14 protein-coding genes and 1 other RNA gene are annotated in these 15725 nt (G+C 49.7%); 8 read left to right on the forward strand and 7 right to left on the reverse strand.

Features of this window, described 5'->3' with window-relative positions:
- From B2X65_RS02520 to B2X65_RS02530, 3 genes are read left to right on the forward strand one after another with little or no spacing between them, the layout of a single operon-like run.
- Complete coding sequence (locus B2X65_RS02520) at positions 1-459, forward strand: thioesterase family protein (RefSeq protein WP_290610427.1); 459 nt, start codon at positions 1-3, stop codon at positions 457-459.
- 24 nt (positions 460-483) lie between these two features.
- Entirely contained in the window at positions 484-1398 is a 915-nt protein-coding gene (gene rarD, locus B2X65_RS02525; RefSeq protein ID WP_290610429.1) for an EamA family transporter RarD, read from the forward strand.
- 47 nt (positions 1399-1445) lie between these two features.
- On the forward strand, positions 1446-2123 hold the full coding sequence (locus B2X65_RS02530; RefSeq protein ID WP_290610431.1) for a DUF599 domain-containing protein: 678 nt from the start codon (positions 1446-1448) through the stop codon (positions 2121-2123).
- 77 nt (positions 2124-2200) lie between these two features.
- Here the strand turns inward: B2X65_RS02530 and B2X65_RS02535 are convergent, their stop codons facing one another.
- From B2X65_RS02535 to B2X65_RS02550, 4 genes are read right to left on the reverse strand one after another with little or no spacing between them, the layout of a single operon-like run.
- The gene (locus B2X65_RS02535; RefSeq protein ID WP_290610432.1) at positions 2201-2731 is read right to left on the reverse strand and encodes a BON domain-containing protein; all 531 of its coding nucleotides are present in this window, start codon (positions 2729-2731) and stop codon (positions 2201-2203) included.
- Positions 2728-3315 (reverse strand): SIS domain-containing protein, encoded by a 588-nt coding sequence (locus B2X65_RS02540; RefSeq protein ID WP_290610434.1) that lies wholly within the window; start codon positions 3313-3315, stop codon positions 2728-2730. The genes B2X65_RS02535 and B2X65_RS02540 overlap by 4 nt, the downstream gene beginning before the upstream one ends.
- Before the next feature lie 12 nt (positions 3316-3327).
- Positions 3328-3672, reverse strand: coding sequence for a YraN family protein (locus B2X65_RS02545; RefSeq protein WP_290610436.1), 345 nt, complete (start codon positions 3670-3672; stop codon positions 3328-3330).
- 30 nt (positions 3673-3702) lie between these two features.
- On the reverse strand, positions 3703-5541 hold the full coding sequence (locus B2X65_RS02550) for a penicillin-binding protein activator (RefSeq protein WP_290610437.1): 1839 nt from the start codon (positions 5539-5541) through the stop codon (positions 3703-3705).
- Positions 5542-5617: 76 nt separating this feature from the next.
- Here B2X65_RS02550 and rsmI point away from each other — a divergent pair, with 76 nt between their 5' ends.
- Positions 5618-6469: a 16S rRNA (cytidine(1402)-2'-O)-methyltransferase gene (gene rsmI / locus B2X65_RS02555; RefSeq protein ID WP_290610438.1), complete on the forward strand. Its 852-nt coding sequence runs from the start codon at positions 5618-5620 to the stop codon at positions 6467-6469.
- 21 nt (positions 6470-6490) lie between these two features.
- Positions 6491-6859, forward strand: an RNA gene (rnpB, locus tag B2X65_RS02560) — RNase P RNA component class A.
- 68 nt (positions 6860-6927) lie between these two features.
- Here the strand turns inward: rnpB and B2X65_RS02565 are convergent.
- On the reverse strand, positions 6928-7554 hold the full coding sequence (locus B2X65_RS02565; RefSeq protein WP_290610439.1) for a methylamine utilization protein: 627 nt from the start codon (positions 7552-7554) through the stop codon (positions 6928-6930).
- Positions 7555-7637: 83 nt separating this feature from the next.
- On the opposite strand from B2X65_RS02565, the gene B2X65_RS02570 reads away from it, so the two are divergent.
- Positions 7638-8876 (forward strand): hypothetical protein, encoded by a 1239-nt coding sequence (locus B2X65_RS02570; RefSeq protein WP_290610440.1) that lies wholly within the window; start codon positions 7638-7640, stop codon positions 8874-8876.
- Between the two features lie 47 nt (positions 8877-8923).
- On the opposite strand, the gene B2X65_RS02575 is transcribed toward B2X65_RS02570, so the two are convergent.
- Positions 8924-11923, reverse strand: a complete 3000-nt coding sequence (locus tag B2X65_RS02575) for a TonB-dependent receptor (RefSeq protein WP_290610441.1) — start codon at positions 11921-11923, stop codon at positions 8924-8926.
- A gap of 329 nt (positions 11924-12252) precedes the next feature.
- On the opposite strand from B2X65_RS02575, the gene B2X65_RS02580 reads away from it, so the two are divergent.
- Together B2X65_RS02580 and B2X65_RS02585 are read left to right on the forward strand one after the other, a co-directional pair.
- Positions 12253-13593, forward strand: a complete 1341-nt coding sequence (locus B2X65_RS02580) for an SH3 domain-containing protein (protein ID WP_290610442.1) — start codon at positions 12253-12255, stop codon at positions 13591-13593.
- Between the two features lie 11 nt (positions 13594-13604).
- Positions 13605-14699 (forward strand): dipeptide epimerase, encoded by a 1095-nt coding sequence (locus B2X65_RS02585; protein ID WP_290610443.1) that lies wholly within the window; start codon positions 13605-13607, stop codon positions 14697-14699.
- A gap of 44 nt (positions 14700-14743) precedes the next feature.
- On the opposite strand, the gene B2X65_RS02590 is transcribed toward B2X65_RS02585, so the two are convergent.
- A complete protein-coding gene (locus B2X65_RS02590) occupies positions 14744-15589 on the reverse strand; it encodes a MurR/RpiR family transcriptional regulator (protein ID WP_290610445.1) in 846 nt (281 codons plus the stop codon).
- Positions 15590-15725 lie beyond the last annotated feature (136 nt).

Raw genomic sequence — 15725 nt, forward strand, 5'->3', positions numbered from 1 at the left:
ATGGCCCAGTCTGCTGAACAACTGCTACCCTATATCGCCGCGACCTTTGATCAAATGCCGTTTAACCGTTTACTCGGCTTGCAGGTAAGCCGTTTTGCCGACGATGAAGTCGAGGTGCGTTTTCCCTGGGCGGAGCAATTGGTGGGTAACCCTATCCAACAGATTTTACACGGCGGCGTTATTGCCACTGTGCTGGATGTGGCCGGGGGTATGATGGCGGTAGCCAGTGCGCTGGGACGATTCAGCGAAATTGAGCAAGCCGAACTGGTACAACGCTTTGGAAAAATGAGCACTATTGATATTCGTACCGATTACTTAAGACCCGGCCGCGGGGCGGAGTTCATTGCGACGGCACGGGTTATCCGTGCTGGCAATAAAGTGGCAGTATGCCGGATGGAACTGCATAACGAACAAGGCGTGCATATTGCACTGGGTACCGGTACTTATCTGGTTGGCTAAGGGCCGACATTCTGGGGTTATACAATGTCGTTAAGCAGGGAGCAAAAGCTCGGTGGTGCTTTCGCTGCCAGCGCTTACAGCCTTTGGGGTATTGCCCCACTTTACTTTAAACAAATTGATTTTATAGCTGCCACGGAAATTCTGGTGCACCGGATTGTCTGGTCCTGCTTGTTATTATTGCTGGTATTGCTGGCCCTGAAACAAGGGGCTCAGCTTATGCGGCTGTTGCGCCAGCCAACATTGATATTATGGCTGTTGTTTACCGCGCTGATTCTGGGCGTTAACTGGGGTTTGTTTATCTGGGCGGTGAACAGTGATCATATGCTTGAAGCCAGTCTCGGCTATTATATCAACCCCTTGCTGAACGTATTGCTGGGCATGTTATTTCTGGGCGAAAGATTAAGAGTGTTACAATGGCTGGCGCTGGGTCTGGCGGCAACCGGCGTGGTCATTCAGGTGGTTATTTTCGGCTCCATTCCCTGGGTGGCGCTGGCACTGGCCGGCTCGTTTGCCGTATATGGCTTATTGCGTAAAAAGCTGGCGGTAGAAGCAATAACGGGTTTGTTTGTCGAGTCATTATTATTGCTGCCACTGGCGCTGTTGTACTGGTGGCACTATGCCGACAGCAGCGCGGTTAATATGCTGAATAACTCCACCACGCTTAACCTATTGCTGGTGGCCGCGGCCTTTGTTACCACCATTCCTTTACTGTGCTTTATTGCCGGAGCCCGTCGCCTGCAATTATCGACCATGGGCTTTTTTCAGTATATTGGCCCAAGTCTGATGTTTGTCTTTGGTGTCTGGCTGTATCATGAGCCATTGCAACCAGCCAGTTTAATAACCTTTGGTTTTATCTGGCTGGCGTTATGTATTTACAGTATGGATGCCTGGCGGCATCTTCGTTACCAGCGCAAGCTGTTACGCAGTGCGGTATGTTAAAAAGTCGCGCTGACACGCCATCTTTGGTTTAGTTGCAGGAGCATAATATGCCAGGCCCGTTAGACTTAATTGCTGTTATCTGGTTTTTTGTATTGTGGATAGGCTATACCCTTTTTGCTAAACGCAAAGCCAAGAAAGTAAGTTGTTTGTCGTTTGAACTGCGGCGTAAACGTACTGACTGGATGCAGAAAATGCTGACCCGCGATAACAAAATGGCGGACGTAGGGCTTATTTCTACCCTGGAGCGCAACGTCACCTTTTTCGCATCAAGTTCATTGCTTATTTTGGCGGGTTTGCTGACCGCCATGTCTTCCGCTGAAAAACTGAGCGTAATGTTGTCAAATCTGGTGCCCTGGGCCAATTACACTGAAGGCTCGGTTCAGCTGAAATTATTACTGCTGACCTTTATATTTGTCTTCGCTTTTTTTCAGTTTACCTGGTCATTACGTCAGTACGGTTTTTGTGGCGTGTTAATCGGTGCGGCACCGGATGGCCGCAACTTAAATGAAGAGGATCAGGCGCTGTACGCTAACCGGGCTGCTAAAGTCATCGATCAGGCAGGCCATTCTTTTAATTATGGTTTGCGCTCCATTTACTTCTCGTTATCTGCACTGTCGTGGTTTATAGACCCGATTTTATTTATGATAAGTTCCGTGGTAGTGATGATTGTCATGAAGCAGCGTGAATTTCATTCTAAAGTGTTAAAAGCGCTGCAGGAATGCTAAAACCCTGACAGTTGAAACAAAAAAAGGGTCAGAGTGAATAAATTATTCACTCTGACCCTTTTTATTTATTTTGAAGGTTAACGGCGTTCGAACGCTTTCACTACCCGTGCCACCCCTTCGACATTACGGGCAATATCTACTGCTTTATCGGCTTCAGCGCCACTGACCAGTCCCATTAAAAACACTTCGGCGTTTTCAGTAACCACAGTAATGTTCAGGCCGCTGACATCATCATCTGTTAGCAGTTGAGACTTCACTTTAGTCGTGATCCAACTATCCCGGGTGCGGGTGGATAACGATGTACTATTGCCAAGCCGGATCTGATTATGAATATCCCGCACGCCAGGGGTGTCTTTAACCAACAGTTCTGCCTGTTGTTTTATGCTATTGCTGTTCACCTGGCCGGTGAGCAAGACAATGCCGTTATAGCTGGTCACACCTATGTTGCTGCTATCGGGTATCATTTCAGCGGTGCCAATAGCCCGCCGGGCGCGGATCACAATGCTATTGTCATCAATTTGCGACCCCAGGGTGCGCCGGTCGCTGACAACACAACCCTGCAGCAGCGTAATGGTAACCGCCAGGACGATAAGTTTACTGATATTCATAGTTCTCCCTGCTGTGGAAACAGCGTAGTGTCGATAAGTTCGCAAATACAATGTAGTAAAAAGGTATAGCATTCGAATACCCTGGCCGGTCGGTGCGCGGGTATTTTTAGCTCAACATCCTGCTGGTTCAGCAGGCCGGCCAGATCACTGTCGTTATCAATAGTCAGCGCGATTACTTTCATATCGCTGGTTACTGCTGCTTCGACTGCCTTAATTAAACTTTGTTCGGAACCGGTCAGCGAAATTACCAGCAGCACATCTGCACCGCTGCCGAGTGCCCGCACCTGGCGTGCCAGAAAGTCCTGGTTAATATGGTTATTCGGATGCAGGCTCGAAATATCGTCCTGCAGCGCCAGTGCCGGCAGACAGGGCCGTTCGGTTTCAAACTGATCCAATAGCAGCTGGGCAAAGTGGCAGGCCAGAGCCTGACTGGCCCCGGCGCCGCAGCATAGCACTTTGCCACCGTTTATCAGGCTATTGACGATAACCAGCGCACTGTTTTCAATCGGTTCCGCCAGCGCTTCGCTGGTTGCGATCATGGTTTGGATATTTTCACTGAAAAGTTGTCGGATATGTTCCTGCATTACCCTGTCCTTTTAACTGAATGCGTTCTGCAACCAGTTGTAATGAAACGGCTCACGCCCCTCAATTGCCAATACATCGATGCGGCATGGCTGACTCTGGCCACCATGCTGCTGTAAATACCAGCGCACGGCCCGCAGCAGCTTCTGCTGCTTGGCCACGGTAACGGCTGCCAGCGCGCCGCCAAACGCGTTACTGGCGCGGTATTTTACCTCAATAAACACCAGTTGCTGGTTCTGACGCATAACTAAATCTATTTCGCCGGCTTTGCACTGGAAATTACAGCACACCAGGGTCAGGCCTTGCTGCTGCAAATAGTCGAGCGCCAGTTGCTCGTAGTATTGCCCTTTATTGTTCATGACGAGTTTCTCATCACCATTTGCTGATGCTCAGGGTTCTTGCACGGAAATAAGCCGGTTGTTGCGGTAGCTGGCCCAGCTTAAGCGCCGCACAATACTGCCATGCTGGTCCAGGCTAAGCTGACCGGTCAGACCGGAAAACACCAGAGCAGGCAAATGTTGTTGTTGTTTTAATCTGGCAATTAGCTGATAGGCGTCATGGCCCATAGCAAACAGCCGTTGTAATATTTCATCCTGATCGGTAAACAGTTGCTGATATTGCTCGCGTAATTGTACGCTGCTTTGCTCGCCCAGCATCCATGGCATCTCGGTGAAGGTCAGGCCATTTAAATCGCGCTGCTCGTTGCTATCCAGGCTGGCACTAAAACTACGTGAACTGGCGTACACCGGTAAGCGCGGGGCGGTTTGGTTTACTGAGACATCGACATAAGGTTTGAATAGCCGGGTTTGCACCGGATCGGCCAGCAGGTAAATGGCGTCGATATCCAGCCGGCTATGCGGCTCGGCTTCCAGTTTGGTTTTACTGCTCACCAGACTGCTGATACTGCGAATACGGTTCTGGCTGATGTCGGTTTCCAGCAGTTCACTGATAATCGTTTCCAGCTCTGCTTTGGCACTAAACTGATAAAGTTCGGGAGCTGAGTGGCCCATTGCCTGCCACTGCGCGGCAAAATGCTGCTGCATCCGCTGGCTGATATTGTTTCTGGCGCTAATCACCACCGGGCGCTGATAATTTTTTTGCTGAAAAAGCGCCGCCATCTGGCTGGCTTCATCTTCTAAACTTAGTGCATAAAAGAAATGATCTTCCCGCTTTGGCTGTACCGGATCACGACTGTTTAAAAACAAGGTGGGCCAGGGCCAGTCAGCCTGCTGGCTGATCATATCAACCTGGTCCCGCAACAAGGGGCCAATTACAAAATCGACCATCTGTTGTTTTAAGCTTAAGGTTATTTGCTCCGGGCTTTGCTGGCTATCAATAAAGATCAGCTGCGCGGTCGTTTGCTGTGCGCTGGCGGCGCTGATTAATCCATATTGCAGGGCCTTGGCATGCGCCCGGAAGTTTCCGCTTAATGGCAGCAATATGCCAATCCGGCTGGGTTGATAAGGCGTTAACGTTAGCAGTTGCTGCAGTGCCTCGGGCAAGGCATCAGGTCCTGGCATCTGAGGGTAGCGCTGATGCCATGCTGCCAGCGCTTGCTGCAATGCCTGTTGCTGACCAATATTCTGGCGGCTAAGCTCAGCCAGATTTAGCCAGGCCAGCTGGCGGTTTGTGGCATTGGTGCGCAAAGCGGTAAGGTTTGCCGGGCTTAGCGCGGTAAGTTGCTGCCACAATATATTCCAGAGCTGGGCATAGTTTTCAGTGCTTTGCTGTTGCTGGTCCAGTTGCAGCAACCAGCGGCTGGCCGCCAGGCTACGCTGCTGTTTGGCGTAAAACTGCGCGCCCTGCCATAAATAGTCGCTTAAATCTGCTTGTGGTAGCGTATCAAGCGGCGTGTTTTCCAACAGTGCATCGGCGCGTTCCAGCTCATTATTTGCCAGGTAGGCTTGCAGCAATAGCACGATATTGCGCTGGCGGATAAGAGAGTATTCACTGGTAGCCAATGTATGGGTTATCGCCAGCGCCAGCGGATACTGTTGTTGTGCCAATGCGGCCCGGGCGGCCCGCAGCAAATGTATTTGCCTGGCTTCACCCTGGTATTCACGTGCTTGCTGATATAAATCTGCGGCAGCTTCAGCCTTGGTTGCCGGCACTTCCTGCCCGATAACTGCTGCGGGGCGCTCAACGGTAGTTTGAGGTTGCTGGGCACAGCTGGCTAACAGGCTGCACAGGCTTAAAAATAGCAGTGGCTTTAATTTGCTGGAATTCACGTTGCACAGTACCATTAGGCTTTTAATAGGGCTATCTTACTTAGACTGTCCGCCAAGCTCAATTAAATAGCGAAATATGACGAAACAAACCGGAATTTTATACGTTGTCGCCACGCCGATAGGCAATTTAGCGGATATCAGCGAGCGCGCTATCACTACCCTAAAGCAGGTTAGCTGTATCGCCGCTGAAGATACCCGCCATACTGGTAAATTACTGGCGCACTTAGGGGTGCAAACCCGCACTCTGGCATTGCACGATCATAATGAAAAGCAACGCGCGGCTAGTATTATTGAGCGCTGTCTGGCTGGTGAGGATCTGGCACTGGTATCGGATGCCGGAACCCCACTGATCAGCGACCCGGGCTATAACCTAGTGCGGCAGTGTCGGGAAGCCGGAGTCAGGGTAATACCCATACCCGGGCCAAGCGCTGTTATTACTGCACTTTGCGCGGCAGGGCTGCCGACAGACAAATTTTTATTTATTGGTTTTCTGGCGGCAAAAAGCAGTCAGCGTCAGAGCCAGCTATCAGCATTGCCAGTTGATGTGGGCACTATTGTTTGTTATGAAACCGCCCGGCGTATTCAGGCCTGTTTAGATGATGTCGCGCTGGTGCTGGGCGCCGACCGTGAATTAGTGCTGGCTAAAGAATTGACCAAAACCTTTGAAGCCTTTTGTCATGGCACCGCTGCAGAGATCCAGGCCTGGTTAAACGACGACCCGCAGCGCTGTCAGGGTGAAATGGTGCTGATGATTACCTCAACGCCAGCCAAAGCGGCCAGTGACATTAGTGAGCAGGTGCAGCAAACCTTAAAAATTCTGCTGGCCGAACTGCCGGTGAAACAGGCCGCAGCGCTTACCGCGCAAATTCATAATGAAAAGAAAAACCCGCTTTATAAGCTGGCATTAGAATGGGCTGGTGCCAGCTGATAAAAAGGGTATAATCCGCGCTGAGTTGGCCAAGACAATCGCTGCTTGCGTAAGCAAGGGGAGGAAAGTCCGGGCTCCACAGGGCAGGGTGCCAGGTAATGCCTGGGAGGCGTGAGCCTACGACCAGTGCAACAGAGAGCAAACCGCCGATGGCCCGCGCAAGTGGGATCAGGTAAGGGTGAAAGGGTGCGGTAAGAGCGCACCGCGCGACTGGCAACAGTTCGTGGCACGGTAAACTCCACCCGGAGCAAGATCAAATAGGCCCTCTATGGCGCGGCCCGCGTTGAGGGCGGGTAGATTGCTTGAGGCTTAGGGTGACCTAAGTCCTAGAGGAATGATTGTCACTCTGGCAACAGAGAACAGAACCCGGCTTAATGGCCAACTCACTTTTTTAATTGATTCAGCCTTAATTACCAGCGTCTTTGCCAGCGTCCAGCGCTGGAGTTAATGGTTAGCGCTCAGTAGTCGCTGAACCCTGCCTTGTCTGCCCCTGGCAGATCTTGCTGCACAATATTAAGCGCCTTGACCAGTTGCTGCTTACCGGTGGTAATACGGATAGCCTGTGCTGGCAGGGTTTCCTGTTGCCAGGGATGCCAGATTTTCATTTCAAATTCCTGCTGCGGCAGATCCGCAAAGTAAGCCTCACCGTTGGCGTTGGTCATAGCGGTAAATTGACTGCCACTGACATAGAGATAAGCCAGCATATTGTCATGGATATTGCAGCCAAGCGTCACTACCCCTGCCTGATCAAACATCACCGGCGCTTCCGGTTTGCCGGAATACAGGCGTAGTTCAAATACTTTAGCAGGCGAAAATGAATAGACATGATGGCGGGTTTTATCCAGGTTCGGAAATTCGACTAATGCGCCCTGCGACACAATACTGACAAAAGGCTGAAAGTTCAGGTCTTTTTGGATTACCTGTGCCGTTGCCGGCGCATTTAGGGCTGGATATTTATCGTTTACCAGCTCAATAACAGCAAATGGCAACGGCTTTTTTGCAGCATCAGTAATGGTGATAAAAAGCTCAGCAGCGATGCTTTGCAATGGAACAATAAAGAAAATCAATAAGATGTACTTTGGCATCGTGATGCTCAGTATTAGCAAACAGGCAATTAACATAGTACATTTAAACCAGAATAACATTGAAAATTACTGAGAGGTTGCTGATGACAGCGCAGTTAATTCGCCAGATAGTCGCAGTCACTGGTGCTTTTCTGGCATTTAGCAGTTCTGCGGTTGAACTTAGCTATAAAGCGAAAGGCGAGTTTTTCCTGTCGCAAACTGAGCCTGCCGACCGGGTGAGTAAAAACTGGCTGAACGGCGGTACAGGTCAGTTACATTACTCGGTGCAACCGCTAAGTGCCGGACCGCAATACTTAACTATAGATCTGCTGACTGACTCAGCTTTTTCTGCCAGGCTTAACAGCCAATGGCATGCCAGCCCGGAAGCGGGTTTCTCTGTTACCGAAGCCTGGTTGGGTTGGTCCCCCTTACCCGTTAACGGCTATCGGATCCGTGGCCGCCTTGGTTATTTCTACCCGCAATTGTCGCTGGAAAACACCGATATGGCCTGGACATCGCCTTACAGCAGTACTTTTTCTGCCATTAATAGCTGGGTTGCGGAGGAGGTCCGTACCCGGGGTGGCGAATTGGTTATCAGCCGGCCTGGCCGGTTCTTTCAAACGAATCACAGCTGGAGCGGGGTCATTGGCGCTTTTCAGGGCAATGATCCTGCTGGCACATTGCTAGCCTGGCGCGGTTTTGCGCTGCATAACCTGCAAACGGGTATAGGGGAACGGGTTAATTTTGCCGATTATCCCAGCTTGCAGACAGGCGATTTGTCGTTGCAGAATTCATGGGTTGAGCCCACCAGGGAACTGGACCACCGAAGCGGCTATTACCTTGGGTTGCATTGGGAATATGGCCAGAAAACCCGGCTGCGGGCTTATTATTACGACAATAATGGCGACCCTTTGCTGTTCAGCCATCAACAGTATGCCTGGCGTACCCGATTCAGCAGTTTAGCGGCACAGCATAGAATAAATGACAACTGGCAGCTGGTAGCCCAGTGGTTAACCGGTAATACGCTAATGGGCCCGGCGGCGGTAGATGCAGATTACTCCGCCTGGTTTTTACTGGCGCACTGGCAGCAAGGAAAGCTGAGCGCCACGTTGCGCTACGATGATTTTAAGGTCGATGACAAAGATTTAACCGAGGGCGACGATAACAACGGCAATGGCGAAGCCATATTACTGGCACTAGGGTACCAGTTCAATAATCGGCTCAGGCTCAGTGCTGAGCACGTTCGGCTGAACAGTACACAACTGAACCGCCAACAATGGGATTGGCAGATTAAGCAGCAGCAATCGCTCAGCAAGCTGATACTAAGCTGGCGCTGGCAATAAAAAAGCCCGCACAAGGCGGGCGAAAGGTACCAGGAACAACGTGGGATTTAGAAGTCGATACCGACTGACAACTGAATTCTACGTGGCAGGTAGAAACTACGGGCCTCGCCGTAATTTGCCTGATAATCGTAGGGGTTCACGTTGTAGCCAGTCTGACGGTCGAACAGGTTAAAGATATCAATCTGAAACTTCATATTCAGTTTGTCAGTTACTGCAAAGTTCTGGGTGTAGTTTAAATCTACCTGCCAGTGACTTGATGTTCTGCGACTTCCGGCTTTTTCTGCATAAGCGTTGGCAGCATAGTAAGAACTGGTTGGTGCATGGCCGTAATACTCAGCTGACCAGGTTTCCCATGCCTGGCCTGATTGATACAGGAAGTACGCACCGACATTGGCATCCCAGTCCAGAGTATAGTAACCGAACACTTTGAGTAGGTGCGGCTTGTCTGAGCTTAAGGTGCCATCTTTATTATCCCAGGAGAATTTACCCGGTTCGTCATTATAAAATGATGAGCCGATAAAGGTATTGGCATCATTAGTGGTGGTGGTATTGTCCTGGTCAAAGTTACCGGTGTAACGGCTCCAGACATAAGACGCATTAAGGTAGGTGCGATCGCCAATCCATTCTGCTTCAATGCTGGCTTCCCAGTATTTGGTATAGCCACCGTCTACTTCAGCAATAACATAACTTGAACCGCCAATTTCTGAGCGATAGTCCGCAAGCTCAGGAATATACAAGCCTTTGGCGGCAATATCCGCTGGTACCTGGCCATTGCCGTAAGTGCCGGATAAACGGCCGGCGTTGGGCACATCTTCCCAGAAATTAGAGCCTTTACGATGGCGGATATGGCCACGCAAATATAACTGACTGCTCATGGCTTTGGTGGTACCGATGGTAAATTCATCTATCCGGCGTGGTTTTAAACCATCGGCAAAAAACTTACCTGAAGATGAACCGCGATAGCGTTCTTCAACAAAGTCACCGTCTTCATCAAAGTAGACATCGGTGATCCGGTTCAGGGTTGACCTATCCCAGGATGCAGCGCGGGCCAGTGAGTTAGCTTCAGGGTGATAGACGGCAACGTTACCAAATACGGTGTTTTCACCGTCATAACGCCAGGTTACGCCTAGCCGCGGCTGAATCATATCGTCCCAGTCCATGGTATACATTTTGTATTTGTTGCCGGGGGCCAGTTCATAACCTGACAGGTTATTGGCATTTTCCCGCAAGCCCTGACCGTATAACACATCTTTACTGATCAACACACCGATGTTGTACTCGAAATCGCCCGAGGTAATGGTGTCGTTAATTTCCAGGTTATAGGTTTTAACTGACGACTCCAATACGTTCAGCTCACTGCCGACACTCGGGTCGGCACCAACGATGGTCGCCTGATAGAATGCGCCAGGTACGGTAGTGCTTAAGCCACCAAGGAAACCAATGGTACCCCAGCCATTTGAAACACGACTCAGCTCTTCTTTCAGTTCAGAGTATTTCACGCCAATATGGAAGTTGTGCCAGGCATTGCCCAGCTCCATTTCCCGGTCCAGTGCAATTTCAACGCTCTGGCGCGAGAACTCGGTAATATCAAACTGGTTATAACCGCCTACGCGGCCACCACCAGCACGGTTACCACTATCATCGATATAGCCATATTGGTTAATAAGCGTTTGTGCTGCTGCATTAAACGCAGCATTTTCCGGGGTATCTGGTCTTAAAGTCGGCACACTGAACCTGCCCATCTGGTTCAGGTTATTCAAATCGAGGCTCGAGCCAATCGTTGGGTTAACACTGAGAATGGTATCGGGCGTACCAGACGATTTCAGTGAAAAATTATTAATGTTAAAGGTCAGCGCGGTGTCACCATCAATCAGCCAGGAGCCATCGAGGGTAAAGATATCCTGCTCTGCTTTCTCACCTAATGAACCTTCATTACTATCCAGCGTACCAATAGAGGCGCCTACTACTTCACGATCTGAGCTACGCTGGCTGATATTGAATAGCAAGTCGTCAGCGGCTGCCCAGGTTAACTTGCCAAAAAACTCATCGCGGGTGCTGTTATAACTTTTGACCGGACCGTACGCGGTTTCTTTATTTACCCGGTCAACTTCCGGCCGGTAATAAGAACCATAAAAATACAACGCATCTTTGATGACCGGCCCGCCAAAACCAGCGGTTATCCAGCTTTGGTCGAGCTCGTATGGCACATCGCCGGTAATGTCAGATACCATGCTTTTATCTTGCAGCTTGTATTCTACACTGCCTTTATATTCATCAGTACCAGATTTAGATACAGTGTCGATAGCGAAACCGCCCGAGCGGTTAAAGCCTACAGCTTTGGCACCACCGCGGTCCATCGATACGTGCAACACGTCGTGAGTTGAGGGTTCTGATGCCAGGTTACCAAATAGTGGTAGTGATACATCAACACCGTCGAAACCATACTTGTTATCAACCCCTGAACCACCCGCTGCAGGGCCAAGAGTGGCATTCTCGGAATACTGGACGCCTGGAATTAACTTTAGTAAGTCCCGGTAATCCTGGCCGATGGGTAAACTCTCGATGGCGGTGGCACCGAGCGAGTTAGTTAAGCTGGAATTACCTTCCCGGACGATAGTGGTGCCAACAATTTCAATGACTTCAATATTGCTGGTACTACCATCCAGCTGGACATCAACATTTGATGTTTGCTCCAGTCGTACTTCTACCTCTGTGCGGCGCACAGAACCATCGGCGGCAGTAAAGGTTAACTGGTAACGGCCAGGGATCAATAAAGGTAGCGAATAGCTACCATCATCTTTCGTAACCGCGGTGCGGGTGCCAGGTAACACATTACTGGTGGCGGTAACGGTAACGCCAGCCAGCGAGGTACCTGTTTGCTCGGTAGTGACTTTACCGCGAATGCCACCCACCTGTTGTGCGGCAACAGGGGCACAAGTCAGGATACCTGCCAGTACGACAGCGGTGACAGTAGTGGGGGAGCGAAAAGCGAATTGGGTGGCTTGCGCCAATCTGTTTTTTATAAATTTAAGCTCGGTATACTTCATCAGTATCTCTCCTGGAGTTGCGTATTGTAGCTGTCCGTAACAGGGTTCTGCTTGCCCTTTTTAATACCCGTTTCTATATAAAGTGCGAGGTGTTTATTTTCTGCACAAAATTAACATAGCAATAATTTTTTGGTTTTGAAAATAATTTATGCTAAAAATTATTAATAATTGGAATATTTGATTCTATTTGCAGCTATTATAAAAGTCAGCCGGCATTTTTCCGCTGCTAAAAAGAGGACAAAATGAGACTAGGTTATTGGTTAGTATTAGTTTTATGCTTAGGCAGCAACTGTTTTCAGGAAAATGTTTATGCGAACTCAGATATTCCTATGTTAAGTACCAAACACCTCAGTGCCGATTTCTGGCTGACAAAAGTAGCCGATGCCGATCAGTTATTGTTAACCGAGACGCAAATCAGTGCCAGAAATAGCGATACCTTTGCCAGGCAGTCAGAAATGACCGAGCTGGCCAGCCTGGCAGATAGCTTAACTGCAGCTGCCCTTAGAGAGCGTATTGAAAAAGCCAGCGCCACACCAGCGCAGCCGCGTTTTTATGCTGATGGTGCTGTACTTAGTGCCGAGCAATGGCGGGCCTACCAGCATAATCTGAATACTGATGGGGTGCAGGCAGACAACCCAATCCGCTTTGCCCTGGTGGTAAAGCGCACAGACCTGCGCAGCATGCCGACCGAAGATCGGGTGCACAATGAACAAATGGCGCTGGATTTAGACCGCTTTCAGGAAACGGCGCTGTTTCCGGGGGAAGCGATAGCGGTGCTGCACCGCAGCCGGGATAATAATTGGCTGCTGGTACAAAATTATCATTATACCGGTTGGGTGCAGGCAAAGAATGTTGCACTGGGTCACCGCCAGCAAGTTCTGGAGTACGCTAAACAGCAACCGTTTCTGGTGGTTACCGGTGCCAGGGTTGTTACCAGTTTTACCCCTGAGATGCCGGCGATATCTCAGTTGCTGCTGGATATGGGCACCCGCTTACCTTTGTTAAGCACAGAAGACACTGGCCATAATGTGCACGGTCAGAACCCTCATGCCAGTTATATTGTCAAATTACCACTCAGAACGCCTGATGGTAGCCTGGACTTTACGCCGGCCCTTATTGCCCGTCAGCAAGATGTCAGTGAGGGGTATTTACCCTACACCGCCGCTAATATTCTGCAGCAGGCTTTTAAGTTTCTGGGCGATCGCTATGGCTGGGGTCATGATTATGACAGTCGCGACTGCACCGGTTTTATTATTGAAATTTACCGCAGTTTTGGCTTGCTGATGCCAAGAAACTCCGGCCAGCAAGGCGAGGGGAGCTATGGCAGGAACGTTCGTTTTAGCAGCCAAAGCAGTCACGCAGATAAACTGGCGGCAATCCGTTCTGCGCAGCCAGGCGACTTAATTTACCGGCCGGGCCACGTGATGTTGTATTTGGGCGAAGACGCTGGTGAGCCTTTTGTGATCCATTCCGTGCATGATCTGGCGTACTTTACTTTTAACGATGTTGCTGACGCTGATTCTAATGCGAAAAGCAAGGCTGCAGTAACTCAACCTGCGTTGTACCGGGGCATTTTAAATGGGGTGGCGGTAACACCGTTAACCCCGCTGCAGCTGACGACTGACAGCAGTTATCTGGATAAAATATACGCTATTAAATCATTGCGTTAACCGAGGCACCTATGAAAATTACCGATATCCGGCTGGGCATGCTTACTATACCACTGAAGACACCGTTTAAAACGGCGCTGCGCACCGTACAGCAAATTGAAGACGTGGTAGTCATGATTGAAACCGATACCGGCCATATTGGCTATGGTTCAGCCCCTGCCACCGCAGTGATTACCGGAGACATTCATGGCTCAATTATCGATGCCATTAAAAGTGTGTTAAAGCCTAAGCTGGTTGGGCAACACATTGCCGATTTAAACCATATTATCCGCCTGATCCAGGGCGCGATAATGAAAAATTACAGCGCGAAAGCGGCGGTAGAAATGGCAGTATATGATTTGTTTGCCCAACTGTATCAGGCACCGTTATATAAAATACTGGGCGGTGGCGTGCCGAAAATAACCACTGACCTTACCATCAGTGTTGATTACATCGACAAAATGGTTGCCGACTCGTTAAGTGCCATTGACCGTGGCTTTGAAACCCTGAAAGTGAAAGTAGGCAAAGACATCGGGGTAGATATTGAGCGGGTTAAAGCCATCTACGCCGCCGTGGCCGGCAAAGCGCTGATCCGACTGGATGCCAATCAGGGCTGGACCGCCAAAGAGGCGGTTTATGCCCTGCGCAAACTGGAAGATGCCGGGGTACGGCTGGAGCTGGTTGAGCAGCCGGTAAAAGCTTACGATTTAGAAGGCTTAAAATACATTACCGAACGGGTGCATACCCCGGTGATGGCCGATGAAAGTAGTTTTGGTCCGCGCGAAGTGATTGAACTGATTAAAATGCGCGCCGCCGATATTATTAATATTAAACTGATGAAAACCGGCGGTATTGCCAACGCCATCAAAATTGCAGACATTTGCTCGTTTTATGATATGCAGTGCATGATAGGCTGCATGCTGGAAGGCAGTATCAGTGTGGCGGCAGCGGTACACGTGGCGGTGGCTAAATCAGATGTAATCACCAAAATAGACCTGGATGGTCCATCACTGTGTGCCTTTGATCCGGTGCGCAGCAGTGTCAATTTTAATGACGCCGACATTACCATTGGTAATGCGCCAGGCTTAGGTATTACGGCTATTGAAGGTCTGAAAATGCTGCCCTGAACACCGGTTGTGATGGCAGTGACAATTACATTAGTAAGCGTTGTTCAAGGTTTTTCCAGTAACCCCAGCAGCTCTGTGCTTTCTGTCAGGGCTAAATCATTGTTCTGCCAGTGGCAAAGCTGCAAATACAGCATATGACATAAATGCTGCTGCGCTAACTGGGTTAGCAGTGGGTTTAAACGAATGTCTTCCTCTGCGCTGAGGGTAAATAACGTAATATCGGCTGCCAGGCTCTGGGCATTGGTTTTATAGCTGGTTAACGAGATAATTTTCAGCTGGCGGCTTTTGGCATAGTGCTCCAGTTTCAGCAAATCATTGTTCTGGCCAGAATCGGATATCAGTAACAGCACGCTGGTATCGGTTAAACTGCGGGCCAGTTGCAGGGCTAATGCCGGGTCGGCGTGATGTAGCGCCAGCTTACCCAACTGCAATAACCGGAACTGCATATCAGCTACCACAATCGCCGACTTGGCAAAACCGGCCAGCAGTATTTTGTCGGCACTTTGTAATAAACGGGCCGCCTGCAACAGGGTTTTTTCGTCATTAATAGTTAATAAGGTGCGCAGGTGTTGTTGCAGGCTAAATTGTAATTGCTCGCCAATGCCCAGTAAGCTGCCATCCTCATTGTTTTTATCTGCCTGATCCCGGTTCAGGGTGCTGGCGGTAACCACAGCTTCATTAATGGCCAGTTTAAGATCGGGGTAGCCTTTGTAACCCAGCTTCTGACAAAACTTGACCACACTGGATTGACTGATCCCAACCGCATCGGCCAGCTGCTGCGAAGAGTAGTCGCGCAGCATATGGGCATTATCCAGAATAAACTCGGCCAGCTTGCGCTCAATAACCGACATCTGGTCAAGCATGCCACGGATCTTCAGTAAACTCAGCATAGGCGATGGTCTTAGGCTCTGCCGGCAAGGTTACCAGCTATAAAAATAATTATGCGATATGTAAATTTATATTGAATAATTTATTCGGCAATAGCAAGTTTTCCTGTAAAAAAGCCGTTAGTGCAGAATAAATTTT

The sequence above is a fragment of the Arsukibacterium sp. UBA3155 genome (assembly GCA_002364615.1).
GTDB lineage: Bacteria > Pseudomonadota > Gammaproteobacteria > Enterobacterales > Alteromonadaceae > Alishewanella.